This window comes from Gemmobacter serpentinus (genome assembly GCF_008973825.1).
In the GTDB taxonomy this organism is placed as follows: Bacteria; Pseudomonadota; Alphaproteobacteria; order Rhodobacterales; family Rhodobacteraceae; genus Gemmobacter; species Gemmobacter serpentinus.
Genome location: NZ_WCHR01000018.1, coordinates 49,829 through 73,807 on the forward strand (window position 1 = coordinate 49,829; position 23,979 = coordinate 73,807).

A 23,979-nucleotide genomic window follows, 5' to 3' on the forward strand; every position below is an offset into this window, starting at 1 on the left:
GGAGCAAAGAGATGTCGGATTTCGATCTGGTCCTTTCGGGCCATTTGGTTCTGCATTCGCATGAGATCGAGGCGGGGTTTGTCGCTGTCCGCGACGGCAAGGTCGCGCTGATCGGCGAAGGCCCGGCTCCGGCGGCCCGGGCGCGTCATGATCTGGGCCGCGCGCTGATCCTGCCCGGCGCGGTCGATGCGCAGGTGCATTCGCTGTCGCAAAAGGGGGCAGAAGGTTTTGCCGCCTCGACGGCCGCCGCCGCCGCAGGGGGTGTCACGACCATCGTCGACATGCCTTATGATGAGGGCAATCTGGTCTGCTCGGCCGCCTCTGTCGCCCTGAAGGCGGCCGAGGCTGCGGCAGAGGCGCGGGTGGATGTGGCGCTTTACGGCACCATCGACCCAGAGGAAGGCCCGGCCCGCATTGCCGAACAGGCCGCGGCGGGGGTTTGCGGTTTCAAATTCTCGACCTTTGGCACCGATCCGAAGCGCTTTCCCCGCATCCCCCCGGCGCTGCTGCTGGCCTGCTTTGCCGAGGTGGCGAAGACCGGCCTCGCGGCAGGTGTGCACAATGAGGATGACAGTTTCGTGCGTGATGCAATCCGCGCCGTTGAGGCTGCAGGCATCACCGACTGGCGCGCGCATGGCCTGTCGCGCCCGCCGATGACCGAGATCCTTGCCCTGCTCCAGATCTATGAGACCGGTGCCGCCACCGGCTGCCCGGCGCATGTGGTGCATTGCTCGCTCGGGCGCGGCTATGACATCGCGAAACGCTACCGCGACGAGGGGCATTTCGCCACCATCGAGGCCTGCATCCATTATCTGGTGCTGGATGAGGAAAACGACGTGGCCCGGCTGGGCGGCAAGGCCAAGATCAACCCGCCGATCCGCCCCCGTGCCGAGGTGGAGACGCTGTGGCGTCATGTGGCGGCGGGCAATGTCTCGATGGTGTCGACCGACCATGTCAGCTGGTCGGAGGACCGCAAGACCAATCCCGAGATGCTGAAAAACGCATCCGGCGTGCCGGGGCTGGAGGTGATGGTGCCGCTTTTCGTCAAGGGCGCGCTGGAACGTGGCATTCCCCTGACCTGGGCCGCGCGGCTGCTGGCCGAGAATCCGGCCAGGCATTTCCGGCTGGATCACGCCAAGGGCGGCATCAAGATCGGCCGCGATGCCGATCTGACCGTGCTGGAGCCGGTGGCGAAAACCTATGACGCGAAAGCCAGCACCGTCTCGGTCGCGGGCTGGTCGCCCTATGATGGCATCACCCTGCCCTGGACAGTCGCGGGCACATGGCTGCGCGGGCAGCAGGTGTTTGACGGCAGCACGGTTGCGGCACCGGGCACCGGGCAGTTCGTCCGTCCGTTAGGCCCGCTTGGCCTGCGCGAAAGCCTGCACGGATGAGAAACCTGCGCATCAATGAAAGCCGGATCGCCGAGGATCTGGCGGCGCTGGCAGCGATCACCGATCCGGGCCGCCCCTGGACGCGGCGGGCCTTCTCGCCGCGCTTTGACGAGGGGCGGCGCTGGTTGGCCGCGCGGTTTCAGGCGGCGGGCCTGACTGTTCGCACCGATGCCGGGGGCAATCTGCTGGGACGGCGCGCGGGGGGGGCAGGCCTTGGCACGATCCTTGTCGGCAGCCATTCCGACACCGTGCCCGATGGCGGCCGCTTTGATGGCGTGGCCGGGGTGGTCGTCGCGCTGGAGATCGCCCGGATGCTGGATGAGCGCGGATATCGCCTGCGCCATGATCTGTGCATCGCGGATTTTCTGGCCGAGGAGGTCTCGGTTTTTGGCGTCTCCTGCATCGGATCGCGGGCGATGGCCGGGGTGCGCCCCGAGGCTTGGAATGGTCTGGAACATGAAGGCCGCAGCCTTGCCCAAGCCATCCGCGATGTCGGCGGCAATCCCGACCTTGGCGCGAAGGCCGAAGATATCCGGGCGTTCTTTGAGCTGCATATCGAACAGGGCGTGGTGCTGGAAAGCGGGGGCACCGATCTGGGTCTTGTGACCGCCATTGCGGGCATCACCCGGATCGAGGTGACGCTGACCGGGCGCCCCGATCATGCGGGCACCACGCCGATGGGCTACCGCGCCGATGCGCTGGTGGCGGCGGCGGCACTGGTCACCGATATCGAGACCGAGGCCACGCGCCTGGCGCAAATGGGCAGCCATTTCACCGCCACGGTGGGGGAATTTTCTATCACGCCGGGGGCCGCCAATGTGGTGCCGGGCAGCGCGCGTCTGCTGATCGATGCCCGCGCGGTGGAGCGCCCCCGGATGGAGGGATTTATCGCCTGGTTGCAGGCCCGGATGGCTGATCTGCCCGCCGGGATCCGCGCAGATCATCGCATCCTTTCGGACAATGCGCCGGTGCCGATGGATCCGGGGTTGATCTCCCTGCTGGATCAGGCCGCCGCAACCCTGGGAGCCAGCCAGATCCTCATGGCATCGGGCGCGGGCCATGATGCGGCCTTCATGGCCCGCTTGGCCCCGGCGGCCATGGTCTTTGTCCCAAGCCTTGCCGGGCGGTCGCACTGCCCGGAAGAATTCAGTGAAATCAGTGATATCGCACTGGGTGCCGAAGTGATGGCCGAAGCCATCCTTGCCTTCGACGCCCAAAAGTAAGGAGACAGCAATGCGCCGTATTCTCACCGAAAAAGACGTGGAACCCGCCGTTCGGGGCGGATCGGTCTATGCCGCCGGGGGGGGTGGCTGGGCCGATCATGGCCGCAAGCTGGGCTATGCCGCCGTGGGTGCGGGCAAGCCCGAGCTGGTCAGCATTGATGAGCTGCGCGAGGAAGACTGGGTGGCGACGGCCGCCGCCATCGGTGCCCCGGCCTCGACCACGCCATGGGAAATGCGCGGCGTCGATTACATCAAGGCGGTGCAGCTGCTGAACGAGGCATTGGGCACGCCGGTCGCAGGGCTGATGGTTGGCCAGAACGGCAAATCCTCCACGCTGAATGGCTGGCTTCCGGCCTCGATCCTGGGCTGCAAGGTGGTGGATGCGGTGGGTGATATCCGCGCGCATCCGACCGGCGACATGGGCTCAATCGGCATGGCGGGCAGCCCGGAACAGATGATCCAGACCGCCGTCGGCGGCAACCGTGAACAGAACCGCTATATCGAGCTGGTGACGCGCGGGGCGACGGCCAAGGTCTCGCCCATCCTGCGCACGGCCTCGGATATGTCGGGCGGCTTCATCGCCTCGGCCCGCAATCCGCTGCGGGCATCCTATGTCGCGCGCAATGCGGCGCTTGGCGGTATCTCGATGGCGCTGGATCTGGGGCACGCCATCCTCGCCGCAGAGCCGAAAGGCACCGGCGCGGTGATCGACGCGATTGTCGAACACACCAAGGGTGCAATTCTGATCGAGGCCGTGATCACGAAAAAGGATGTCCATTACACCAATGAGGCCTTCGATATCGGCACCGTGACGCTGGGCGAAGGCGACCGCGCCCTGACCCTGCATGTGATGAACGAATATATGGCCATTGAAGACGCGGGCGGAAATCGCATCGCAAGTTTCCCCGATGTGATCACCACGCTGTCGCAGGAGGCCGAGCCGCTTTCGGTCGGGCAGCTGCATGAGGGGATGCGCATCCATGTCCTGCATGTGCCGAAATCGGTGATCCCGCTGGGCGCGGGCGTGCTGGATCCGGCGGTCTATCCGCCTTGCGAACGCGCCATGGGGATCGAGCTTGCGAAATACGCGCTGGAGGGAACCCATGCCTAAGGCAAATCCGCGTCACCCCGATTTCCCGATCCCCGGCGGGCCGGAGCTGCGCACCAAATCCTGGCGGACCGAGGGGCTTTTGCGCCTGCTGGAAAATGTGCTGGCCGTGGGCGAGGCCCCGGAAAAGCTGATCGTCTATGCGGCACTTGGCAAGGCCGCGCGCAGCTGGCCTGCCCATGCCGGTATCGTGAAAGGCCTGACCGAGATCGACGAGGATGAGACGCTGATCATCCAGTCCGGCAAGCCGGTCGGCATTCTGAAAACGCATCCCGGCGCGCCCATGGTCATCATGGCCAATTGCAACATCGTCGGCCAATGGGCCAAGGCTGAGAATTTTTACGATCTGGAACGCAAGGGCCTGATCTGCTGGGGCGGGCTGACTGCCGGGGCCTGGCAATATATCGGCAGCCAGGGCGTGATCCAGGGCACCTACGAGATCTTCATGCGCATCGCCGAGCGGCGCTTTGCGGGATCGCTGGCCGGGCGCTTCATCCTGACAGCGGGCCTTGGCGGCATGGGCGGCGCGCAGCCGCTGGCCGGGCGCATGGCGGGGGCCGCGATCCTCTGCGTCGATGTCGATGCAGCGCGGGCCAAGATGCGCAAGGAGATTGGCTTTCTGGACGAGATCGCGCCCGATCTGGACGCCGCCCTTGCCATGATCGACGCCGCACGGGCCGAGCAGCGCGCATTGTCCGTGGGCCTGATCGGCAATGCGGCAGAGATCTATCCCGAGATCGCCCGGCGCGGCATCACCCCCGATATCGTGACCGACCAGACCTCGGCGCATGATCTGGTCTATGGCTATGTGCCCGCGGGCTATGACCTTGATCGCGTGCGCCGCCTGCGCGACCAGAACCCAGAAGAGCTGATCGAGGCAGGCCGCGACAGCATCACCCATCATGTCGCCGCCATGCTGGAATTTCAGACGCGCGGTGCCGAGGTCTTTGACAATGGCAACCTGATCCGCACCCAGGCAAAACAGGGTGGCATCGAAAACGCCTTTGATATCCCGATCTTCACCGAGGCCTATCTGCGCCCGCTGTTCTGCCGCGCCATCGGGCCGTTCCGCTGGATGGCGCTGTCCGGCGACCCCGATGATATCGCCAGGATCGACGATCTGGTGCTGGAGATGTTCCCCGAAAACGGCATCGTCACCAACTGGATCCGCCTCGCGCGTGAACATGTCCCGTTCGAGGGGCTGCCCGCCCGCATCGCATGGCTGGGCCATGGCGAACGCACGGATCTGGCCCGCGCGGTCAACCGCCTCGTCGCGAATGGCACGCTGTCTGGCCCCGTGGCCTTCTCGCGCGATCATCTCGACGCGGGCGCGATGGCGCATCCCAATATCATGACCGAAGCGATGCGCGACGGGTCGGATGCGATTGCCGACTGGCCGCTGATCAGCGCGATGACGCTGTGTTCATCGGGCGCGGATCTGGTGGCGGTGCATTCCGGCGGTGGTGGCTATGCGGGTTATATGACGTCATCCGGGGTCACGATCATCGCTGATGGCAGCGATGCGGCAGATCGGCGGCTGACTCTTGCCTTGACCAATGACACCGCGCTTGGCGTTATCCGCTATGCCGATGCGGGCTATGCGGATGCGCTGGATGAGGCAAAGCGGAAAAGCGTTGGTCATATCACGCTGTAAGGCGGGGCGGCAGGCGGTCATTCCTTGAACCGCCTGCGCCGTAAACGCCCTGACCGATGCCCGCCCGGCAGCGGGGTATGGTTCTGGCATGGGGGCACCAGATACGCGTGACCGGACGTGTCGGGCCAAGATGAGCGCAGGGGCCGGATCCCCCCGGCCCCGCATCGCGGCCATCCCGCCCCCGGTCAAGCCAGTCACGCCAGCCAGGGGCAGGCCGATCAGCGGACGATCATATAGCTGTCGGGGGCGGCAGAGGTCGCGAATTCATCCATATGGGTGATGAGGCCATTCTTCACGGTATAGACCTGCACCCATTTATTGCTCAGCTTGCCGTCGATGCCTTCCATCACATAGCTTTCCTCGCCCAGAACGACGACCTTGTCGCCTTGTTCGATGAAGGTCAGCGGGCGGAAATAGTCGATCTTCATGGCGTGGAACGATGTGCCGAAGAATTTTTCGGCACCGCTTTTCCCTTCGAACCGAACCGAAGGCATCCGTTGCGAGCCGTGATGAACCCAAAGCGTGTCATCCGAAACCGTGGCAAGGGCGGCAGCAAGATCCTTGGCGTTGAAGGCGGTGAACATCGCATCAACGACGCTGCGCGGGGATTGGGTCATGAAGAGCCTCTGTTGAACTTGAAGGGAAACGACTTGGGGTGCTGGATCGGAGGGCGGGCGACCCCCCCCCTCCGATCCGATAACAAGGTCACTCGTTACGGCACTGTCACGGGTGACGGCACAAACCCGGCTGGCTGCCGGGCTCGGTCGACGCAGGCTCTGGCGGGGGGCGCGTTCGGGCGATCGGCGCTCAGGCAAGGGCTGGGTCGGGTGAAAAGACCGATGTCACGAGTTGGTCGATATCGGCTGGTGCGCGGCCAAGCAGCCGGGCCAGATCATCCGAGGCGATGTCGTATTGGCCATCCTTGATGTCTTGCAAGGTGCCAAGGGTCAGCCAGATCAGGAAATCGGGCAGGCCGGCGGCGCGCATCCCATTTGCCAGCGCAGCGGCCGGGATATCTTGATAGCCAAGGCGGGTGCCGGTCAGCCGCGACAGCGCCGACGCGACGTCATCATAACCCCAGGATGCGGGGCCGGTGATGGTGTAGGTCTGGCCCGCATGACCATCTTGCAGCAGCAGATTGGCCGTTGCCTCGCCCATCTCGTGGCGCAGCGCAAAGGGCACACGCCCCTGTCCACCGGGCAGAAAGATGCCATCCGTCAGGGCCTTGGGGCCCGCGATCTGCGCGATGGCCTCAGCATACATCGTGTTGCGCAAGAAGGTCCATTCCATGCCGCTGTCGCGGATGCGGGCCTCGGTCTCGAAATGGCTCGCCATCAGGTCGCGCACGCCAGATGTGGCGATGTCACGGATGGCAAGGCCGGTATAGACCACATGCCGGATCCCGGCCGCCGCCGCCGCATCGACAACGCGCAACTGCTGTGCCGCACGATCCTGCGACATGGTGGAAATGAAGAGAAAGCGATCCATCCCGGCAAAAGCCGCGGGGAGTGTCTCGGGCTTGTCGAAATCCGCGACACGCACTTCAATCCCTTGATCGGCATAGGCTTTCGCCTTTTCCTTGTCGCGGGCAAGCACCGCGATCCGGTCTTTTGCGCCCTGCCGCAGCATCTGCGCAACAACAGATTTGCCAAGCTGGCCGGTTGCCCCCGCAATCAAGATCATGACACACTCCTTCAGATGTCCCGGAAATTAGGGGCATCGGGTGCTGGAAGAACTATCAACTTGTATAGGCGCGCGGTCATGCATGGCGGGGTGGCGCGCAAGGGGGGCCGGAATGAACCGCATGATGCATCAGATGGAAATCGAGCCTGAGGATCATGACCTGTGCAAAAAGGCCTTTGTCCTGGCGATCCGTGACGCGCTGAATGTGGTCAGCGGCAAGTGGAAACTGGCCATTGTCTGCACCTTGTTGAGCGGCCCCAAGGGCTTTGCCGATATCGAGCGGCTGCTGGCCACAATCTCGCCACGCATGTTGTCGCGTGAATTGCGCGAGTTGGAGGTGAACGGGGCGATCACCCGCGCCGGGCCAGAGCAAGAGGGGCGCGCGCGGAAATATGTGCTGACACCCTCGGGGCAGAAGCTGGAACAGGTGATCTTCATGCTGGCGAGCTGGGGGCAGGAGCACCGTGCCTTGTCGAACGGGGCCGCCAGCGACGAGACGTAACTTGAGCAACACCTCCCTCTCCGATAGGGGAGGGGGGTGCGCCTGTTGGCTCAATCCTGCGGATCGGTGCTTTGTCTGGTGGCGACATGCAGCAGCACGGCAAGCCCCGCCGCCATGGCAAACCATGTCAGCGCATAGGACAGGTGGTTGTTGGGGAAAGCCACGACCGTCAGCCCGCCGATGGGCAGGGCCAGAGCGTCGCCGCGATCCAGATCCAGAAACCACGGCACGACCGGGCCGATGCCGGTGGCATCTGCAATGGCCGCCGTATCGCGCGAGAACCAGCGCCCGCCCGCCGGATCATTGCTGCGCAGAAAGGCACCGCCGGGTTGGCTTGCGCGCATCAATCCGGTCAGGGTGACGGGGCCGGAAGGGGCGGTGCGCTCGGCGGCGTCGGTCCGGGTCTCGGGGACAAAGCCGCGATTGACCAGCAGCTGCCAGCCCGCATCGGCCTGAAACCCGGTCATCACCCAATAGCCCGGCCCACGGTCGGTCACCGCGCGCACCAGCGTATCCGCGCCGGGCAGGTAATGGCCGGACAGGGTGACACGGCGATATTCAAAGTCGCCCGTGGGCGGGGTTTCCGGGGCCGCCACGGGCGGGGCGGCCAGCGCGGCCTCGGTCCGGGCGATCAGGTCGGTCTTCCAGATCAGCCGCTGCACCTGCCAGACGCCAAGGCCGATCAGCAGCAGGCACAGCGCAAGGCCGGGCAGCAGGATGCCCCGGCGACGCCTGTGCTTGCTGCGATCCGACATGATCAGCTGCCAAAGCCCGACATGGGCAGGCTGTGATCCATCTGCGGCATCATATTGGTGTTCATATTGTGCATGACCCAAAGCGAACCCGCGAGGATGATCACCACCACAACGACGGTGAAGATCAGCGCAAGCGCCGTCCAGCCTTCATCGGATCGGGTGTTCATATGCAGGAAATAGACCATGTGAACCAGGATCTGCACCGCCGCGAAACCGACGACGATGCCCGCCGTCAGCAGGCGGCTTTCAAACCCGCCCGCCATCACCAGCCCGAAGGGGATGGCGGTCAGGATGACCGACAGGATGAAGCCGATTGTATAGGAACGGTAGCTGCCATGGTCATGCCCGTCCGGGTGATGGCCATGGTGAGGGGTGTCGTGATGTGCGGCATGGTCTTGGGCAGGTGCAGACATCAGATCATCCCCAACAGATAGACAAAGGTGAAAACGCCGATCCAGATCACGTCAAGGAAGTGCCAGAACATGGACAGGCAGGTCATCCGCCGCATATTGGCCGGGATCAGCCCCTTGCGGCTGATCTGCACCATCAGCGTGACCAGCCAGATCGAGCCAAAGCCCACATGCAGCCCGTGGGTGCCGACCAGCGCGAAGAAGGACGACAGGAAAGCAGACCGCTGCGGCCCGGCGCCAAGATGGATCAGGTGATAGAACTCGTAGATCTCGACCATCAGGAAGGCGAGACCGAACAGCAACGTGACGGCAAGCCAGCCCAGTGTGCCGCGCTTGTTGCCCGCGAACATCGCAAGCATGGCAAAGCCGAAGGTGATGGAGGACAGCAAAAGGAAGGCGGTGTTCAGCGCCACAAGTTCCAGATCGAACAGCGCCTTGGGGCCGGGCCCTGCGGCGAAACTTTGCCCCAGAACCCCGAAGACGGCGAAAAGGACTGCAAACATCAGGCAGTCGCTCATCAGGTAGATCCAGAACCCGATATTGGTCGAGGCCCCCTCGGCGTGGTGATGCGGCTCGGTGTCCCAATGCTGGATCGGGTCTTGGGCGGTGGTCATGGTGGTCATCCGTTATCCCTCCGATCAGGCTTTGGTCGCGGCAAGCTGGCGATCACGCGCGGCTTCCGTCCGGTCCACCTCATCCACCGGGATGTGGTAGTCGCGGTCATAGTTGAAGCTATGGGCAATCGCGACGACGATGATGCCAAGGAAGGACAGCGCCGCCAGCCACCAGATATACCAGACCAGCGCAAAGCCGCAGATCGTGGCAAGGGCCGACAGGATGACGCCGGTGCCTGTATTCTTCGGCATATGGATCGGCAGATGCGGCGCGCGTGGTCGGGTCTGGCCATCGCGTTTCATATCCGTCCAGGCATCCAGACCATGCACCACCGGAGTGAAGGCAAAGTTGTAAGCCGGTGGGGGGGATGAGGTCGCCCATTCCAGCGTCCGCCCGTCCCATGGGTCGCCCGAATGATCGGTCAATTCCTCGCGTTTCCAGATCGAGACGCCGAACTGCACCAGCATGGCGCCTATCCCGCCCGCAACCATCAGGACACCAAGGCCCGACAGCGCGAACCAGATCCACAGATCCGGGTCATCGAACACCCGCAACCGCCGCGTCACACCCATCAGGCCCAGAATATACAGCGGCATGAAGGCGAACCAGAAGCCCACGACCCAAAGCCAGAAGCTGACCTTGCCCCAGAACACATCCAGCTTGAAGCCGAAAGCCTTGGGCCACCAGTAGTTGATGGCGGCAAACAGGCCGAACAGCACACCGCCGATGATGACGTTGTGGAAGTGCGCAACAAGGAACAGCGAATTGTGCAGCACGAAATCGGCCGGGGGAACGGCCAGCAGCACGCCGGTCATGCCGCCGACCGTGAAGGTCAGCATGAAGGCCACCGTCCACATCATCGGCAGTTCAAACCGGATGCGGCCGCGATACATGGTGAACAGCCAGTTGAACAGCTTGGCCCCTGTTGGCACCGAGATGATCATGGTGGTGATGCCGAAGAAGGCATTGACCGAGGCACCCGACCCCATGGTGAAGAAGTGGTGCAGCCAGACAAGGTAGCTCAGCACCGTGATGCAGACGGTCGCATAGACCATCGACGTATAGCCGAACAGCCGCTTGCCCGAGAAGGTCGCCGTCACCTCGGAGAACACGCCGAACAGCGGCAGGATGAGGATATAGACCTCCGGATGGCCCCAGATCCAGATCAGGTTGATATAGAGCATGGAGTTTCCACCAAGGTCATTGGTGAAGAAACTCGTGCCCAGATAGCGGTCCAGCGTCAGCAGGACCAGCGTGACGGTCAGCACCGGGAAAGACGCCACGATCAGCACGTTGGTGCAAAGCGCGGTCCAGGTGAAGACCGGCAGGCGCATATAGGTCATGCCCGGAGCGCGCATCTTGATGATGGTGACCAGCAGGTTGATGCCCGACAGGGTGGTTCCGACACCCGCGACCTGCAGGCCCCAGATATAATAGTCGACGCCGACCCACGGGCTGTAGCCGATGCCCGACAGCGGCGGGAAGGCGAGCCACCCGGTCTGGGCAAATTCCCCGATGAACAGCGACGCCATGACGATCACCGCGCCGCCCACCGTCATCCAGAACGAGAAGTTGTTCAGGAAGGGAAAGGACACATCGCGGGCCCCGATCTGCAGGGGCACCAGATAGTTCATCAACCCGGTGACAAAGGGCATGGCCACGAAAAAGATCATGATCACGCCATGGGCGGTGAAGATCTGGTCGTAGTGATGGGCGTTCAGGTAGCCTTCGGACCCACCAAAGGCCAGCACGGATTGCAGCCGCATCATCACTGCATCGGCAAAGCCGCGCAGCAGCATGATCAGCGCCAGAACCATATACATGATGCCGATCTTCTTATGGTCCACGGATGTGAACCATTCATGCCAGAGATAGCCCCAGAGCCGGTATCTGGTCAGCGCCGCAAGCACCGCAATGCCGATGACCGCGACGACTGCGAAGGTGGCCCAGACAATCGGCTCCTGCGGGATCGCACTGAGGTTCAGACGACCGAACAGGAAGGTCGTGCTGTAATCGATGGTTGCCATGATGGTGTCCTGTGCGTCTTTTTCAGAGCTTGCCCGCGTCGCGACCTGGCATCAACGACAGCAGCGGCAGGGAGGCGGTTGAGCGGGACTGGCCCGGCATGGGCAGGGCATGGCCGCGCAACGGGGCGGGGTCGCGCTGGGCGGATGCGGTCTTGCGGGTGCTCAGCATCAGCAACTCATCCTCGGGGGTGCAAAAGCCGCTGACGAAGAACGGTGCCCAGCCAAGGGCAGGCTCGCGCGCGCCGCGGCGGGCCTCGCGGTCATAGGTCAGGGCGTGGACGTTCATGGTGCCGGCCAGATCTGTGCCGCCGTTGCGGTCGATCTCCATCATCTCTGCCATGCAGATCTTGCCATCCTCGACGCACATATTGACCACACGGGCGAACAGTTGGCCGTCGACTTCGGCAAAGGTGCGGGGCGGCACATTCTCGGACGGCTTTTCCAGTTCCAGATATTCGGCCCGGCCAAGTTGGCCGCCCGCTGCGCGCGTTTCCGTGACCCATTGATCGTAATCGGCGGCGGCCACCGCATGGGCCTTGAACCGCATCCCGGAGAAGCCCGCGCCGGAATAATGCGACGACATGCCCTGATAGCTGCCGGGCGTGTTGAAGACGCCGTGCAGCTTGGTTTCCATCCCCGGCATGGAATAGATCATCCCGGCCATGGAGGGGATGTAGAAGGCATTCATCACCGAAGACGAGGTCAGGCGGAACTCTACCGGGCGATCCACCGGAACGACCAGATCATTGACGGTGGCCACGCCCTCTTCGGGGTAGATGAACAGCCACTTCCAGTCGAGCGCCACGACCTGCACCACCAGCGGCGTCTCATCCCCAAGCGCCTGACCTTCGGAAAGGCGCTGGATCGGGCGATAGGGGTCAAGATGGTGGGTGCCGACCCAGGTCAGCGCCCCAAGCGACACGATGATCAACAGCGGGATCGCCCAGATCACCAGTTCCAGCTTGGTTGAATGGCTCCAATCCGGTGCATAGGCGGCACGGCGATTGGACGCCCGGTAACGAAAGGCGAACCAGACGATCATGGCCATCACCGGGATGATGATGATCAGCATCAGCGCCGTCGCCCAGACCAGCATGTCGCGCTGCTGCGCGGCAATATCGCCGGTCGGTGCCAGAACCTCGGCCTTGCAGGCCGCGAGAGAAAGCAGGGGGGCAACCCAGGCGATTCGCTTCAATGTCTGCATTTTTTCATTTCACATCAGGTGTTTGCTGCAACGTGTGTCCTGTCGGCGCTTGCGGAAGAAAGCGGGCACTCGCTGTCGCGGCCGAAGCTAAATTCTATTTCTGATATTCAACATTGGACAAAATGCCCTAGGACATTTTGTCCAATGTTCATTCCGGACAAGGCAGCCCATGGCTGGCTTGAACGTCGCAAACATCGCTTGACCCGCAAGTTTGAGACAGCCCAGACTTCGACTCGCCAGACCCAGACTCTTGCTGATCTTGAACCTTCCCCAGAAGACGTTACGGAGCCGCCCCATGGCAACCCCCTTGCAGCAGGCCGAACGCCGCGCCGCCCCCCATGAAGATCACCACAACGTATCTCCCTCGGATATTGCGGTGGGCGTGGTCATCGGTCGGACCTCGGAATTCTTCGATTTCTTCGTCTTTTCCATCGCCTGTGTGCTGATCTTCCCGGCGCGGCTGTTCAGCTTTCTTGATCCGCTGGAGGGCACGCTCGCCTCTTTCGTGCTGCTGGCGCTGGCCTTCGTGGCGCGCCCCTTTGGCACCGTGATCTTCATGGCAATCGACCGCGCCTTCGGGCGGGAGACCAAACTGACGCTGGCGCTTTTGGTGTTGGGCACCTCGACGGTCGCGATGGGGCTGGTGCCATCCTATGACGTGCTGGGCTGGTGGGCGATTCTGGTCATGGCGCTGCTGCGCATCGGGCAGGGCATCGCATTGGGCGGGGCCTGGGACGGGCTGCCCTCGCTGCTGGCGCTGTCGGTCAAGCCGGAAAAGCGCGGCTTTTACGCGATGATCCCGCAGCTGGGCGCGCCGATCGGGCTGATCGTGGCGGCGCTGCTATTTGCCTATCTGCTGCTGAATGTTTCTGCAGCGGATTTTCTGGATTGGGGCTGGCGGTATCCGTTCTTCGTGGCTTTCGCGATCAACGTGGTGGCGCTGTTTGCCCGGCTGCGCATTGTTGCCTCGACCGAGTTTCGCACCCTGTTCGAGACCAGCGAATTGCGCGCCTCGGGCGTGCGTGAAACGCTGCGCGAAGATGGACGCGGCATGATCCTTGGCATTTTCGTGCCGCTGGCGAGCTTTGCCATGTTCCACATGGTCACGATCTTTCCGCTGTCCTGGGTCTTTCTCTATTCCGGGGACGCGCCAGAGGCTGTGCTGTTCTCGCTGGCCATCGGCGCTGCTGCCGGGATCGTGTCGATCATCGCATCGGGCTATCTGGCCGATTGGATCGGGCGGCGGCAATTGCTGCTGTTGGGTGCGCTTGGCATCGCCATGTTCGCCATCGTCGCGCCGATGATGCTGGCCGAGGGGCGGATCGGCGCCGCGGCCTATATCACCGTGGGCTTCGTGCTGCTTGGGCTCAGCTTCGGGCAAAGCTCTGGCGCAATTGCCGCGATCTTCGGGCAGCGCAACCGCTATACCGCCTCGGCGCTCGTATCGGCCCTGTCATGGATGTTCGGCGCGGGCTTTGCGCCGCTGACCGCGCTGTTCCTGGCCAGCCATCTGGGGCTTTGGGCGGCGGGCCTTTACCTGATATCGGGGGCCTTCTGCACCATCATCGCCATCCGCATCTCGCCGCGCGAAGAGCTTGAGACCAAAGCCTGATCGAAGAAACGGGCGGCGTCCGCGCCGCCTGTTTTCACAGCCGCCGTGCCACGGCCTTCAAGGCCTCAAGCGCCTTGATGCGGGGTTGCGGCCCGGGTTCTTCCGGGTGTTCGATAAAGGCGCAGGTCAGCGCCGCAATGGCCTCGCCACGATGGCCGATCACCGGCACGCTGAGATCGGTCACGCCGACCAGATAGCCCGATGCCTCGATCCGCGCACCCTGCGCGCGCACGTCCTGCAGATGGTGGGCGGCAGCTGCCAGACGCGCGGCAGCATCGCTGACGCCCCAGACGCCAAGCGTTTCCTCGACCCGGGCGGGATCTTGAAACGCCACCAGCGTCAGACCGGAGCCTGTGGTGAACAGGTCCAGAATCCCGCCGATTCTGGCGCGGAACTCCCAGTGACCCTGCGGGCTGGCCTGCGCGACGATGTGGCCCATGCCGCGATCCGGCACCACAAGATGGCAGGACTGCCGCGCGTCACGGGCAAACTCGTCCATCAAGGGCTGCGCCTGCGCGATCAGTCTGCGCAATGGCGGGTGCCGGGTCGACAGCTGGAACAGCTTCATCGTCAGCGCGTAACGGTCGCCGCCCTCGTCGCGGCTGACATAGCCGCGTGCCACCAGACGTTCCAACATCCTGTAGATCTGTGAAGGGCTTAGCCCCAATTCCTTGACGATCTCGGCCCGGGTCAGGCCGCGCGCCTGTTCGGCCAATACCTCAAGAATATCCAGTCCCTTGTCCAGCGCAGGCGCACGATACCGATCTGCGGCGGTCTCCACCTCATCTGCGGCGCTGTCCACTTCGCTCTCGGTCACGATGTCTGCTCCCTGCTGCCTGTCTTCAGCGATAGCGGGCAATGCCCTGGCCCGCAAGAAATCGCTTGCAGGATGTGTTCATATCTGAATAATCTGTTCATATGAGGGCTTATCGCGCCGGGGGGATCTGATGCGCCTGAAGGGGAAAACCGTGCTGGTCACGGCAGCCGGACAAGGGATCGGCCGGGCCAGCGTGATTGCATTGGCGGCCGAGGGCGCGCGCGTCATTGCCACCGATATTCGCGCGGATCTGCTGGTTGGGCTGGACGGGATCGAGACCCGCGTGCTGGATGTGACCGATGCCGCCGCCATTCAGGCGATCGCGGCGGATCTGGGCCAGATCGACGGGCTGTTCAATTGCGCAGGTATGGTTGCCAATGGATCGCTTCTGGATCTGACCGATCAGGACTGGGATGCAAGCCTTGCGCTGAATGTCACATCCATGATGCGGCTGACGCGGGCGCTGCTGCCCGGCATGTTGGCACGGGCCGAGACCACTGGCACCGCCGCGATCCTCAACATGGCCTCGATGGCCTCGTCGATCAAAGGCTTCACCAATCGCACCGCCTATGGCGCGACCAAGGCCGCGGTGATCGGTCTGACCAAGGCGATTGCCGCCGATTTCGTGAAGCAGGGCATTCGGTGCAATGCGCTATGCCCCGGCACGGTGGACACGCCGTCGCTGCGCGGGCGCATCGCTTCGGCGGCCGATCCCGTGCAGGCGGAAAAGGATTTCATCGCGCGTCAGCCCATGGGCCGTCTGGCCACGGTCGAGGATATCGTGCCGATGGTGGTCTATCTGCTGTCGGATGAAAGCCGCTTCGTCTCTGGGCAGGCGCTGCTGGTCGATGGGGGTGTGACGATCTGAGGCAAGGGCCGCGCGACAGCGGCCATCATCGTCTTACAGCCATGGGAGGGGCCGGACGACATGCTTGATGCGCATTGCCATTTCTGGAGCCTTGACCGGGGGGATTACGGCTGGCTTGCGGGGGAAGGTGGGCCGCTCGCCCCGATCCGCCGGGATTATCTGCCCGCCGATTATCCGGGTGCAGCACGGGTGATCGCCGTGCAGGCGGCACCGACCCTGGCCGAGACCGACTGGCTGCTGGCGCAGGCCGCAAGTGACATCCGCATCGCAGGCGTGGTGGGCTGGGTCGATCTGGCGGATGAAGGTGCTGCTGACGCGCTGTGCAGCCGCGCGAAGGATCCGGCGTTTCTGGGGATCCGTCCGATGTTGCAGGATATCGCGGCCACCGACTGGTTGCTGACGGCACCGCGGCGTGATGCGCTGCTGGCGCTGGCCGCGCTTGGCCTGTGCTTCGATGCGTTGGTGGCACCGCATCATTTGCCTGTGCTGGCACAGTTTGCCAATGCCAATCCGTCCGTGCCGATTGTCATCGATCATGCCGCCAAGCCGCAGGATATCGCTGATCCGCAATGGCAGACGGGAATGCGGATGCTGTCCGCCGATCCGCGCGTCTTCTGCAAACTGTCGGGGCTTTTGACCGAATTGCCGCAATCGGCGCTGGTCGATCCGATGCCTGGGCTGCGGCAGACCTTCGATCTGCTGCTGGAATGGTTCGGGCCGGATCGCCTGATCTGGGGCAGCGACTGGCCGGTGCTGACGCTGGCCGCCGATTACGATCGCTGGCTGGCGCTGACGCAGGATCTGCTGCAACCGCTGCCGCAAGCCACGCAAGACGGCATCCTTGGCGGCAATGCCGCCCGCTTTTATGGGGTGAAGGCATGACCGAGCTTGTCCGGATGGAGGGGATCGAGAAACGCTTCCCCGGCGTTCACGCGCTGAAATCCGTCAGCTTTGATCTGCGCGCGGGCGAGGTCCATGCGCTGATGGGCGAGAATGGTGCCGGCAAGTCGACACTGATGAAAGTGCTTTCGGGCGTCTATCAACCCGATGCCGGGCGCATTCTGGTCGATGGGAGAGAGGTCACGCTGCCTGGCCCCGCGGCCGCACAGGCGCAGGGCATCGGCATCATCCATCAGGAACTGGCGCTGATGCGCGACCTGACGGTGGGACAGAATATCTGGATCGGGCGCGAACCGCGCCTGTCCTTTGGCCGGATCGACGAGGCGCGGCTGAATGCGGATGCGCAGGCGCTGCTGGCGCGGCTGAATCTCAATATCGATCCGCGCACCCCGGTTGGCGGCCTGACCATTGCGCGCCAGCAGATGGTGGAGATCGCCAAGGCGCTGTCCTATCGCTCGCGCGTGTTGATCATGGACGAGCCGACGGCGGCCCTGAATGACGCAGAGATTGCGGAACTGTTCCGCATCATCGCGGCCCTGAAGGCCGAGGGCGTGGGCATCATCTATATCAGCCACAAGATGGACGAGATCAAACGCATCTCGGACCGGGTGACGGTGATGCGGGACGGGGCATTGGTCGATACCGTGCCCGCCGCCGACACGCCGATTTCGCGCATCATCGCGATGATGGTCGGGCGCGCGCTGGCCGATGAGGCGGTGGTGATCCCCGATCTGTCGGCGGCGAATCCGGCGCTTGAGGTGCGCGGTCTTTGGCGCGGGCAAGAATTGCGCGACATTTCCTTCAGTCTGAAAAAGGGCGAGATCCTTGGCTTTGCCGGGCTGATGGGGGCCGGACGCACCGAACTTGCCCGCGCGATCTTTGGCGCGGAACCTTGCGACAAGGGCGAGATCCTTGTCGCGGGCCTGCCGGTCAGCATCCGCAGCCCGTCGGACGCCGTGCGCGCGGGCATCGGTTATCTGTCCGAGGATCGCAAGCAATTCGGACTGGCGCTTGGCATGGATGTGCGCGCCAATATTGCGATGGCCAGCCTGCCGCGCTTTGCGTCCCGTATCGGGGCGATTGACGAAGACGCCTTGGGGGACATCGCCAGCGATTACATCGCGAAACTCAGCATCCGCACCCCCGGCGACCGGCAGGAAGTGCGACTGCTTTCGGGGGGGAACCAGCAAAAGGTGGTGATCGCGAAGTGGCTGCTGCGCGATTGCGACATCCTGATCTTTGACGAACCCACACGCGGCATCGATGTCGGGGCCAAAGCAGAGATTTACCGTTTGCTGAATGATCTGGCAGCAAAGGGCAAGGCGGTCATCGTGATTTCGAGTGAGCTGCCAGAGGTGTTGCGCCTTGCCCACCGCATCGCGGTCATGTGCGAGGGGCGCCTGACCGGCATCCTGCCGGGCGGGGCGGCGCAGGAGCAGATCATGGAACTTGCGACGAAACGTGAAGGAGTGGCGGCATGACCACGGCAAAGGCACAACCGGAGCGCCCGGCCCCGGTCCGGCGTGCGGGCGGGGCGCACCAAAAGCTGCTGGCCTTTGCCAGCCTGATCGTTCTGGTCATCGGCTTCTCGATCGCCAGCCAGAGATTTTTCCAGATCGACAATATCCTGTCGATCCTTCAGGCGGCTTCGGTGAACGGGGTTCTGGCTGTGGGGGTGACGCTGATCATCATCACCGGCGGGATCGATCTGTCCATCGGCACGATGATGACCTTTTGCGCGGTCATCACCGGCGTGGTGCTGACATGGATGGGGGCACCGCTTCTGGTGGGTGTGCTGACCGCCATCGCGACAGGTGCGGCCTGCGGCTTGCTGTCTGGGACATTGGTCACCAAGGCGCGTATCCCGCCCTTTATCGCCACGCTTGGGCTGATGCTGGTGCTGAAGGGGCTGTCGCTGATCGTGACCGGCACCAAGCCGATCTATTTCAACGACACGCCTGGCTATACCGAGATTTCAACCGGCTCGCTGGTCGGTTTGGTGATGCCGCAATTCCCGCTGCCCAACGGTGTGCTGGTGCTGTTTCTGGTGGCGGCGATCGTGGGCTGGATCCTGACCCGCACCGTGCTGGGCCGTTACACCTTTGCGCTTGGCTCCAATGAGGAGGCGGTGCGCCTGTCGGGGGTCAATACCGACCGCTGGAAGATCGCGATCTATGCGCTGGCCGGGGCGATCTGCGGCATTGCAGGCCTGCTGATCTCCAGTCGGCTGAATTCGGCCCAACCTGCGCTTGGCCTTGGCTATGAGCTGGAGGCGATTGCAGCGGTGGTGATCGGCGGCACCTCGTTGTCGGGCGGGCGCGGGACCATCCTTGGAACTCTGATCGGGGCGCTCATCATGGCGGTGCTGACCAACGGGTTGCGCGTGCTGTCGGTTGCGCCGGAATGGCAGACTGTTGTGACCGGGGTCATCATCATCGTGGCGGTCTATGCCGATCAATTGCGGCGCCGCAAGGCGGCGTGACGATCGCAGTTTGCGGCGCGGGTTCGCCCGTCAGGGTGTGAGTGAGACGATTGAATCGTGAACAAAAGGGAGGATACCATGTTCACCAGACGGCAATTGACGGGTGCAGTGGCGGCGCTTTCGCTTCTTGGCAGCGCGGGCATGGCCTTCGCGGACGAGGTATATATCCCGCTGGTTTCCAAGGGCTTCCAGCACCAGTTCTGGCAGGCCGTGAAACAGGGCGCTGACAAGGCCGGTGCCGAGTTTGGCGTGAAGGTCAGCTTTGATGGCCCCGATAATGAAACCCAGGTCGACAAGCAGATCGATATGCTGTCGGCGGCGCTTGCCAACAATCCGGCGGCCATCGGCATCGCCGCGTTGGACAGCCAGGCGGTGATCCCGCTGCTGAAAAAGGCGCAAGAGGCCGGCATCCCCGTTGTGGCCTTCGACTCGGGCGTGGACAGCGACATTCCGGTGACCACCGCGACCACCGACAACAAGGCCGCCGCGGCCCTGGCCGCCGACAAGATGGGCGAGCTGCTGGGCGGCGAGGGCAAGGTTGCGGTCATCGGCCACAGCCAGACCTCGCTGACCGGGATCGACCGCCGCGACGGCTTTGTGAATGAGCTGGCCGCGAAATTCCCCAAGATCGAGATTGTCGCGGTGGAATATGGCGATGGCGACCACCTGAAATCGACCGAAATCACCAAGGCGATCCTGGCGGCCAACCCCGATATCAAGGGCATTTTCGGCACCAATGAAGGCTCGGCCATCGGGGTGGTGAACGGTGTGCGCGAGATGGGTGCGAAAGTGACCATCGTGGGCTTCGATTCCGGCAAGGCGCAGAAAGACGCCATTCGGGAAGGGTTGATGGCGGGTGCGATCACCCAGAACCCGGTCGGCATCGGCTATGAGACGGTGAAGGCAGCGCTTGCCGCGTCGAAGGGTGAGGCCCTGCCGAAGATCATCGATACCGGCTTTTACTGGTATGATGCGACCAATATCGACGACCCGACCATTTCCGCCGTTCTGTATGACTGATCCGGCACGACCCGGTCCGGGGGCATCACGCCTCCGGACCCCATCCATGAGGACGAGATGAAACTTCTGCGCTTTGGCCCGGCGGGGCAAGAAAAACCCGGCATTCTGGATGCATCGGGCGCGATCCGGGATCTTTCCGGCCACGTCGGCGATATCGCAGGCCAAGCCCTGACCCCCGAAGGTCTGGCAGATCTGGCCGCCATTGACCATATGTCGCTGCCGCTGGTTGCGGGCAATCCGCGCCTTGGCCCCTGTGTGGGTCGCGTTGGAAAGTTCATCTGCATCGGGCTGAACTATGCCGATCACGCCGCCGAAACCGGCGCGCCGATCCCGTCCGAGCCGATCGTCTTCAACAAATGGACCAGCGCGATTTGCGGGCCGAATGACGATGTGGAAATCCCGCGCGGCGCGAGCAAGACCGATTGGGAGGTCGAGCTGGGCGTGGTGATCGGCAAGGGCGGTCGCTATATCGAGCAGGCCGATGCGCTGCGCCATGTCGCGGGGTATTGCGTCATCAATGACGTGTCGGAACGCGAATGGCAGCTGGAGCGTGGCGGCACCTGGGACAAGGGCAAGGGCCATGACACCCACGGCCCGATTGGCCCCTGGCTGGTCACGCCCGACGAGGTGGCGGATGTGAACAATCTGGCCATGTGGCTGGATGTCGATGGCCAGCGTTATCAGAACGGCAGCACTGCCACGATGATCTTCAAGGTTGATGAAATCATCGCCTATGTCTCGCGCTTTCTGTCCTTGCAGCCGGGCGATGTCATTTCCACCGGCACCCCGCCCGGCGTGGGTCTTGGCCAGAAGCCGCCGGTCTTCCTCAAGGGCGGCGAGGTGATGCGTCTTGGCATTGAGGGGCTGGGCGAGCAGGTCCAGAAAGTGGTGAAGGCATGACCAGGATCACAGGTTTGCGCACGGTCGACGTGCGCTTCCCCACCAGCCAGTCGCTGGATGGGTCGGATGCGATGAACCCCGATCCCGACTATTCGGCGGCCTATGTCATCCTGGAAACCGACGGCCCCCATGAGGGCCATGGCCTGACCTTCACCATCGGGCGCGGCAACGAGATTTGCGTGGCGGCGATCACCGCGCTGAAGCCGCTGGTTGTCGGCCTGGATCTGTCCTGGATCGCCGAGGATATGGGCCGGTTCTGGCGTCATGTCACCAGCGACAGCCAGCTGCGCTGGATCGGGCCGGACAAGGGCGCGATCCATCTGGCAACCGGCGCTGTGGTCAATGCCGCCTGGGATCTGTGGGCCAAATCCGAAGGCAAGCCGGTCTGGCAGCTGGTTGCCGAAATGACGCCCGAGGAATTGGTGCGCTGCATCGACTTCCGCTATCTGACCGATTGCATCACCCCCGAATGGGCGCTGGATTTCCTGACCAGGCAGGCGGCGGGTAAACCCGCCCGGATCGAGACGCTGAAACGCGAGGGCTATCCCTGCTACACCACTTCGGCCGGGTGGCTGGGCTATGACGATGCAAAATTGCGCCGTCTGTGCCGCGAGGCGGTGGATGCGGGCTTCAAATTCATCAAGATGAAGGTCGGCCGCGATCTGGACGACGATATCCGCCGTCTGACCATCGCGCGCGACGAGGTTGGCCCCGATGTCAATCTGATGATCGATGCCAATCAGGTCTGGGAGGTGGATCAGGCCATCGACTGGGTCAGGAAACTGTCCTTCGTGAATCCGTGGTTCATCGAGGAGCCGACCAGCCCTGATGACGTGGCAGGCCATCGCAAGATCCGCGCAGGCGTGGCCCCGGTGCAGGTCGCGACCGGCGAGATGTGCCAGAACCGCATCATGTTCAAGCAGTTCATCATGGAAGGCGCGATTGACGTCGTTCAGATCGACAGTTGCCGCATGGGGGGCTTGAACGAGGTGCTGGCGGTCATGCTGATGGCCGCGAAATATGATCTCAAGGTCTGTCCCCATGCCGGGGGCGTGGGGCTTTGCGAATATGTGCAGCATATGTCGATGATCGATTATCTCTGCATCGCGGGCACCCGCGAGGGAAGGGTGATCGAGTTCGTGGATCACCTGCACGAGCATTTCCTGGATCCCTGCGTGATCGAGAATGCCGCCTATATGCCGCCCAAACTGCCGGGGTTTTCCATCGAGATGAAGCCGGAAAGCCTGGAAACCTATCGGTTCAGGGGCTGACAGGATGGATCTGAACCTGAAGGGCCGGGTTGTGGTGGTGACGGGCGGTGCCTCCGGCATCGGTCAGGGCATCACCGAGGTTCTGTCCGAAGAAGGCGCGCGGGTGGCGGTGATCGCCCGGCGCGCGCCGGATGCGGACTGGCTGGGCCGGACCGGCGCACGGTTCTATCAGGCAGAGCTGTCGGATGACGGTGCCTGCGCGGCGGCCATCGCCGCGCTGCGCGCCGATCTGGGGCCGGTTTATGGGCTGGTCAACAATGCCGGTGCCAATGACGGGGTGGGCTTGGACAAGGGGCCGCAGGCCTTTCGCGACAGCCTGAACCAGAACCTTGTCCATTATTACACCATGGTGCATCTGCTGGCCGATGACCTGCGGGCGCAAAAGGGGGCGGTGGTCAATATCAGCTCCAAGACCGCGCTGACAGGCCAGGGCGGCACCTCGGCCTATGTCGCGGCCAAGGCGGCAGAGCTGGGTCTGACCCGCGAATGGGCGGTGGAGTTTCTGCCCGATGGTGTGCGCGTCAATGCCATCGTCGTCGCCGAGGTGATGACGCCGCTCTATCGCCGCTGGCTGGACACATTGCCCGCGCCGGAGGCGAAGCTGGCCGAGATCACCCGCCGCATTCCGCTGGGCCAGCGCATGACCTCCGCGCGCGAGATCGCCGATACCTGCGCCTTCCTGCTGTCGGATCGGGCCAGCCATACCACCGGGCAATGGATCTTCCCCGATGGCGGCTACACCCATCTGGATCGGGGCATCGGATCGTGACCGGGTGGCGGATATCCTCCGCCCGGTCTGCCGAAATGTTCTTTGATACGTCGCCGGTCGTGACCGGAATGGAACTGGATCGGGGGGTGGTCCCCCATTCCCGATCCCGGAGGGAACAGCCCCTGGAAGGTCGCCTTCAACAAGCGGCCTGCCGGATCAGGTGACCCGCGTATCAGCCGCCCGAGGTGACGCCCTTGCTGCCGCCGAAGCCGCCGCGTGATTGCAGGGTGGTCGGCGTCATCGGCGGTTTGCCGACCGTGGCGGCCGGTCGGGTGAACTGGCTGGCGGAGAGCTGCCCCTTGCCGCTGTTCGACGAGAAGGTCGAGGTGCCGGCGGCGTTGGTGAACTTGCCATCGGGGGTCTTGTAAAGCGGCTGCGCCGCCGCCATCCCGCGTTGACCGCCCAGCATATTGCCGATCAGATAGCCCATCATCAGCGGCATGAAGATCGACCCGGATCCCCCCGATTGCACCTGTTGCTCATTGCCACAGGCCCCCGCGCCGTGTTGGGATTCGCAGGTTGCAAGGCTGTCATAGCGCGGCGCGGATTCGGCATGTAGCGCCGTTGCCTCGGCAAAGGCGGCATCGCAATCAGCCACGGTGAACATGCCGGTGGGCGAGGCCGCGGCCTTGCAGCTTTGCAGATCGGGAAAGGCCTCGGCATCGACCTTGTCCTCGGTGCAGCCCGCCAAGGTGAAGGCGGTGGCACCCAGAATGGCCAGTGCGACATGGCGGGAACGTTTTGTCGGGTTGCGATGCGTCATGG

General features: G+C 63.6%; 23 protein-coding genes. 14 read left to right on the forward strand and 9 right to left on the reverse strand.

Annotated features, from left to right (window positions below):
- Positions 1–11: 11 nt before the first annotated feature.
- Genes GBJ34_RS11340 through GBJ34_RS11355 form a run of 4 tightly spaced genes read left to right on the forward strand, consistent with a single transcriptional unit; the run spans position 12 to position 5,379 of the window.
- Entirely contained in the window at positions 12–1,394 is a 1,383-nt protein-coding gene (locus GBJ34_RS11340) for a dihydroorotase (RefSeq protein WP_151719391.1), read from the forward strand.
- A complete protein-coding gene (locus tag GBJ34_RS11345; protein ID WP_151719392.1) occupies positions 1,391–2,617 on the forward strand; it encodes a Zn-dependent hydrolase in 1,227 nt (408 codons plus the stop codon). The genes GBJ34_RS11340 and GBJ34_RS11345 overlap by 4 nt, the downstream gene beginning before the upstream one ends.
- Before the next feature lie 10 nt (positions 2,618–2,627).
- Positions 2,628–3,728 (forward strand): DUF917 domain-containing protein, encoded by a 1,101-nt coding sequence (locus GBJ34_RS11350; protein ID WP_151719393.1) that lies wholly within the window; start codon positions 2,628–2,630, stop codon positions 3,726–3,728.
- On the forward strand, positions 3,721–5,379 hold the full coding sequence (locus tag GBJ34_RS11355; protein WP_151719394.1) for a urocanate hydratase: 1,659 nt from the start codon (positions 3,721–3,723) through the stop codon (positions 5,377–5,379). The genes GBJ34_RS11350 and GBJ34_RS11355 overlap by 8 nt, the downstream gene beginning before the upstream one ends.
- 218 nt (positions 5,380–5,597) lie before the next feature.
- Here GBJ34_RS11355 and GBJ34_RS11360 read toward each other — a convergent pair whose 3' ends face one another.
- Positions 5,598–5,996, reverse strand: a complete 399-nt coding sequence (locus GBJ34_RS11360; RefSeq protein ID WP_151719395.1) for a nuclear transport factor 2 family protein — start codon at positions 5,994–5,996, stop codon at positions 5,598–5,600.
- A 190-nt stretch (positions 5,997–6,186) separates the two neighbouring features.
- On the reverse strand, positions 6,187–7,062 hold the full coding sequence (locus GBJ34_RS11365; RefSeq protein ID WP_151719396.1) for an SDR family oxidoreductase: 876 nt from the start codon (positions 7,060–7,062) through the stop codon (positions 6,187–6,189).
- 112 nt (positions 7,063–7,174) lie between these two features.
- On the opposite strand from GBJ34_RS11365, the gene GBJ34_RS11370 reads away from it, so the two are divergent.
- Positions 7,175–7,564 carry a winged helix-turn-helix transcriptional regulator gene (locus tag GBJ34_RS11370; RefSeq protein WP_226341140.1) on the forward strand — a complete coding sequence of 130 codons (390 nt, stop codon included), beginning with the start codon at positions 7,175–7,177 and terminating at the stop codon, positions 7,562–7,564.
- Positions 7,565–7,614: 50 nt separating this feature from the next.
- Here GBJ34_RS11370 and GBJ34_RS11375 read toward each other — a convergent pair whose 3' ends face one another.
- From GBJ34_RS11375 to cyoA, 5 genes are read right to left on the reverse strand one after another with little or no spacing between them, the layout of a single operon-like run.
- On the reverse strand, positions 7,615–8,319 hold the full coding sequence (locus GBJ34_RS11375; protein WP_151719397.1) for an SURF1 family protein: 705 nt from the start codon (positions 8,317–8,319) through the stop codon (positions 7,615–7,617).
- A gap of 2 nt (positions 8,320–8,321) precedes the next feature.
- Complete coding sequence (gene cyoD / locus GBJ34_RS11380; protein ID WP_151719398.1) at positions 8,322–8,732, reverse strand: cytochrome o ubiquinol oxidase subunit IV; 411 nt, start codon at positions 8,730–8,732, stop codon at positions 8,322–8,324.
- Complete coding sequence (gene cyoC, locus GBJ34_RS11385; protein ID WP_151719399.1) at positions 8,732–9,352, reverse strand: cytochrome o ubiquinol oxidase subunit III; 621 nt, start codon at positions 9,350–9,352, stop codon at positions 8,732–8,734. Before cyoC ends, cyoD begins: the two co-directional genes overlap by 1 nt.
- Before the next feature lie 15 nt (positions 9,353–9,367).
- Positions 9,368–11,371, reverse strand: coding sequence for a cytochrome o ubiquinol oxidase subunit I (gene cyoB / locus GBJ34_RS11390; protein ID WP_151719400.1), 2,004 nt, complete (start codon positions 11,369–11,371; stop codon positions 9,368–9,370).
- Positions 11,372–11,393: 22 nt separating this feature from the next.
- Positions 11,394–12,575: a ubiquinol oxidase subunit II gene (gene cyoA, locus GBJ34_RS11395; RefSeq protein ID WP_151719401.1), complete on the reverse strand. Its 1,182-nt coding sequence runs from the start codon at positions 12,573–12,575 to the stop codon at positions 11,394–11,396.
- A gap of 295 nt (positions 12,576–12,870) precedes the next feature.
- Here cyoA and GBJ34_RS11400 point away from each other — a divergent pair, with 295 nt between their 5' ends.
- Entirely contained in the window at positions 12,871–14,187 is a 1,317-nt protein-coding gene (locus GBJ34_RS11400) for an MFS transporter (RefSeq protein ID WP_151719402.1), read from the forward strand.
- Positions 14,188–14,221: 34 nt separating this feature from the next.
- On the opposite strand, the gene GBJ34_RS11405 is transcribed toward GBJ34_RS11400, so the two are convergent.
- The gene (locus GBJ34_RS11405) at positions 14,222–15,004 is read right to left on the reverse strand and encodes an IclR family transcriptional regulator (RefSeq protein ID WP_226341141.1); all 783 of its coding nucleotides are present in this window, start codon (positions 15,002–15,004) and stop codon (positions 14,222–14,224) included.
- A gap of 130 nt (positions 15,005–15,134) precedes the next feature.
- Here GBJ34_RS11405 and GBJ34_RS11410 point away from each other — a divergent pair, with 130 nt between their 5' ends.
- The 8 genes from GBJ34_RS11410 to GBJ34_RS11445 all read left to right on the forward strand — a co-directional run bounded on the left by GBJ34_RS11410 (position 15,135) and on the right by GBJ34_RS11445 (position 23,214).
- Positions 15,135–15,872, forward strand: a complete 738-nt coding sequence (locus tag GBJ34_RS11410) for an SDR family oxidoreductase (RefSeq protein WP_151719403.1) — start codon at positions 15,135–15,137, stop codon at positions 15,870–15,872.
- Positions 15,873–15,932: 60 nt separating this feature from the next.
- Positions 15,933–16,754: an amidohydrolase family protein gene (locus GBJ34_RS11415; protein ID WP_151719404.1), complete on the forward strand. Its 822-nt coding sequence runs from the start codon at positions 15,933–15,935 to the stop codon at positions 16,752–16,754.
- The gene (locus GBJ34_RS11420) at positions 16,751–18,253 is read left to right on the forward strand and encodes a sugar ABC transporter ATP-binding protein (protein ID WP_151719405.1); all 1,503 of its coding nucleotides are present in this window, start codon (positions 16,751–16,753) and stop codon (positions 18,251–18,253) included. The genes GBJ34_RS11415 and GBJ34_RS11420 overlap by 4 nt, the downstream gene beginning before the upstream one ends.
- Positions 18,250–19,254 (forward strand): ABC transporter permease, encoded by a 1,005-nt coding sequence (locus GBJ34_RS11425; protein WP_151719406.1) that lies wholly within the window; start codon positions 18,250–18,252, stop codon positions 19,252–19,254. Before GBJ34_RS11420 ends, GBJ34_RS11425 begins: the two co-directional genes overlap by 4 nt.
- Positions 19,255–19,332: 78 nt before the next feature.
- Positions 19,333–20,274, forward strand: coding sequence for an ABC transporter substrate-binding protein (locus GBJ34_RS11430; protein WP_151719407.1), 942 nt, complete (start codon positions 19,333–19,335; stop codon positions 20,272–20,274).
- A 57-nt stretch (positions 20,275–20,331) separates the two neighbouring features.
- Complete coding sequence (locus GBJ34_RS11435; RefSeq protein ID WP_151719408.1) at positions 20,332–21,174, forward strand: fumarylacetoacetate hydrolase family protein; 843 nt, start codon at positions 20,332–20,334, stop codon at positions 21,172–21,174.
- Positions 21,171–22,445, forward strand: coding sequence for an L-fuconate dehydratase (locus tag GBJ34_RS11440; protein WP_151719409.1), 1,275 nt, complete (start codon positions 21,171–21,173; stop codon positions 22,443–22,445). The genes GBJ34_RS11435 and GBJ34_RS11440 overlap by 4 nt, the downstream gene beginning before the upstream one ends.
- Positions 22,446–22,449: 4 nt before the next feature.
- Positions 22,450–23,214 (forward strand): L-fucose dehydrogenase, encoded by a 765-nt coding sequence (locus GBJ34_RS11445; RefSeq protein ID WP_151719410.1) that lies wholly within the window; start codon positions 22,450–22,452, stop codon positions 23,212–23,214.
- Between the two features lie 172 nt (positions 23,215–23,386).
- Here the strand turns inward: GBJ34_RS11445 and GBJ34_RS11450 are convergent, their stop codons facing one another.
- Positions 23,387–23,977, reverse strand: a complete 591-nt coding sequence (locus GBJ34_RS11450) for a DUF1190 domain-containing protein (RefSeq protein WP_151719411.1) — start codon at positions 23,975–23,977, stop codon at positions 23,387–23,389.
- Positions 23,978–23,979 lie beyond the last annotated feature (2 nt).

Bases quoted from the DNA above. Each gene is read 5' to 3' on its own strand.
- cyoB (WP_151719400.1), bottom strand. From the start codon at position 11,371: ATGGCAACCATCGATTACAGCACGACCTTCCTGTTCGGTCGTCTGAAC.
- GBJ34_RS11340 (WP_151719391.1), top strand. From the start codon at position 12: ATGTCGGATTTCGATCTGGTCCTTTCGGGCCATTTGGTTCTGCATTCG.
- GBJ34_RS11415 (WP_151719404.1), top strand. From the start codon at position 15,933: ATGCTTGATGCGCATTGCCATTTCTGGAGCCTTGACCGGGGGGATTAC.
- GBJ34_RS11350 (WP_151719393.1), top strand. From the start codon at position 2,628: ATGCGCCGTATTCTCACCGAAAAAGACGTGGAACCCGCCGTTCGGGGC.
- GBJ34_RS11375 (WP_151719397.1), bottom strand. From the start codon at position 8,319: ATGTCGGATCGCAGCAAGCACAGGCGTCGCCGGGGCATCCTGCTGCCC.
- GBJ34_RS11425 (WP_151719406.1), top strand. From the start codon at position 18,250: ATGACCACGGCAAAGGCACAACCGGAGCGCCCGGCCCCGGTCCGGCGT.
- GBJ34_RS11400 (WP_151719402.1), top strand. From the start codon at position 12,871: ATGGCAACCCCCTTGCAGCAGGCCGAACGCCGCGCCGCCCCCCATGAA.
- cyoC (WP_151719399.1), bottom strand. From the start codon at position 9,352: ATGACCACCATGACCACCGCCCAAGACCCGATCCAGCATTGGGACACC.
- cyoA (WP_151719401.1), bottom strand. From the start codon at position 12,575: ATGCAGACATTGAAGCGAATCGCCTGGGTTGCCCCCCTGCTTTCTCTC.
- GBJ34_RS11435 (WP_151719408.1), top strand. From the start codon at position 20,332: ATGAAACTTCTGCGCTTTGGCCCGGCGGGGCAAGAAAAACCCGGCATT.
- GBJ34_RS11450 (WP_151719411.1), bottom strand. From the start codon at position 23,977: ATGACGCATCGCAACCCGACAAAACGTTCCCGCCATGTCGCACTGGCC.
- GBJ34_RS11360 (WP_151719395.1), bottom strand. From the start codon at position 5,996: ATGACCCAATCCCCGCGCAGCGTCGTTGATGCGATGTTCACCGCCTTC.
- cyoD (WP_151719398.1), bottom strand. From the start codon at position 8,732: ATGTCTGCACCTGCCCAAGACCATGCCGCACATCACGACACCCCTCAC.
- GBJ34_RS11430 (WP_151719407.1), top strand. From the start codon at position 19,333: ATGTTCACCAGACGGCAATTGACGGGTGCAGTGGCGGCGCTTTCGCTT.
- GBJ34_RS11355 (WP_151719394.1), top strand. From the start codon at position 3,721: ATGCCTAAGGCAAATCCGCGTCACCCCGATTTCCCGATCCCCGGCGGG.
- GBJ34_RS11410 (WP_151719403.1), top strand. From the start codon at position 15,135: ATGCGCCTGAAGGGGAAAACCGTGCTGGTCACGGCAGCCGGACAAGGG.
- GBJ34_RS11440 (WP_151719409.1), top strand. From the start codon at position 21,171: ATGACCAGGATCACAGGTTTGCGCACGGTCGACGTGCGCTTCCCCACC.
- GBJ34_RS11445 (WP_151719410.1), top strand. From the start codon at position 22,450: ATGGATCTGAACCTGAAGGGCCGGGTTGTGGTGGTGACGGGCGGTGCC.
- GBJ34_RS11370 (WP_226341140.1), top strand. From the start codon at position 7,175: ATGAACCGCATGATGCATCAGATGGAAATCGAGCCTGAGGATCATGAC.
- GBJ34_RS11345 (WP_151719392.1), top strand. From the start codon at position 1,391: ATGAGAAACCTGCGCATCAATGAAAGCCGGATCGCCGAGGATCTGGCG.
- GBJ34_RS11365 (WP_151719396.1), bottom strand. From the start codon at position 7,062: ATGATCTTGATTGCGGGGGCAACCGGCCAGCTTGGCAAATCTGTTGTT.
- GBJ34_RS11420 (WP_151719405.1), top strand. From the start codon at position 16,751: ATGACCGAGCTTGTCCGGATGGAGGGGATCGAGAAACGCTTCCCCGGC.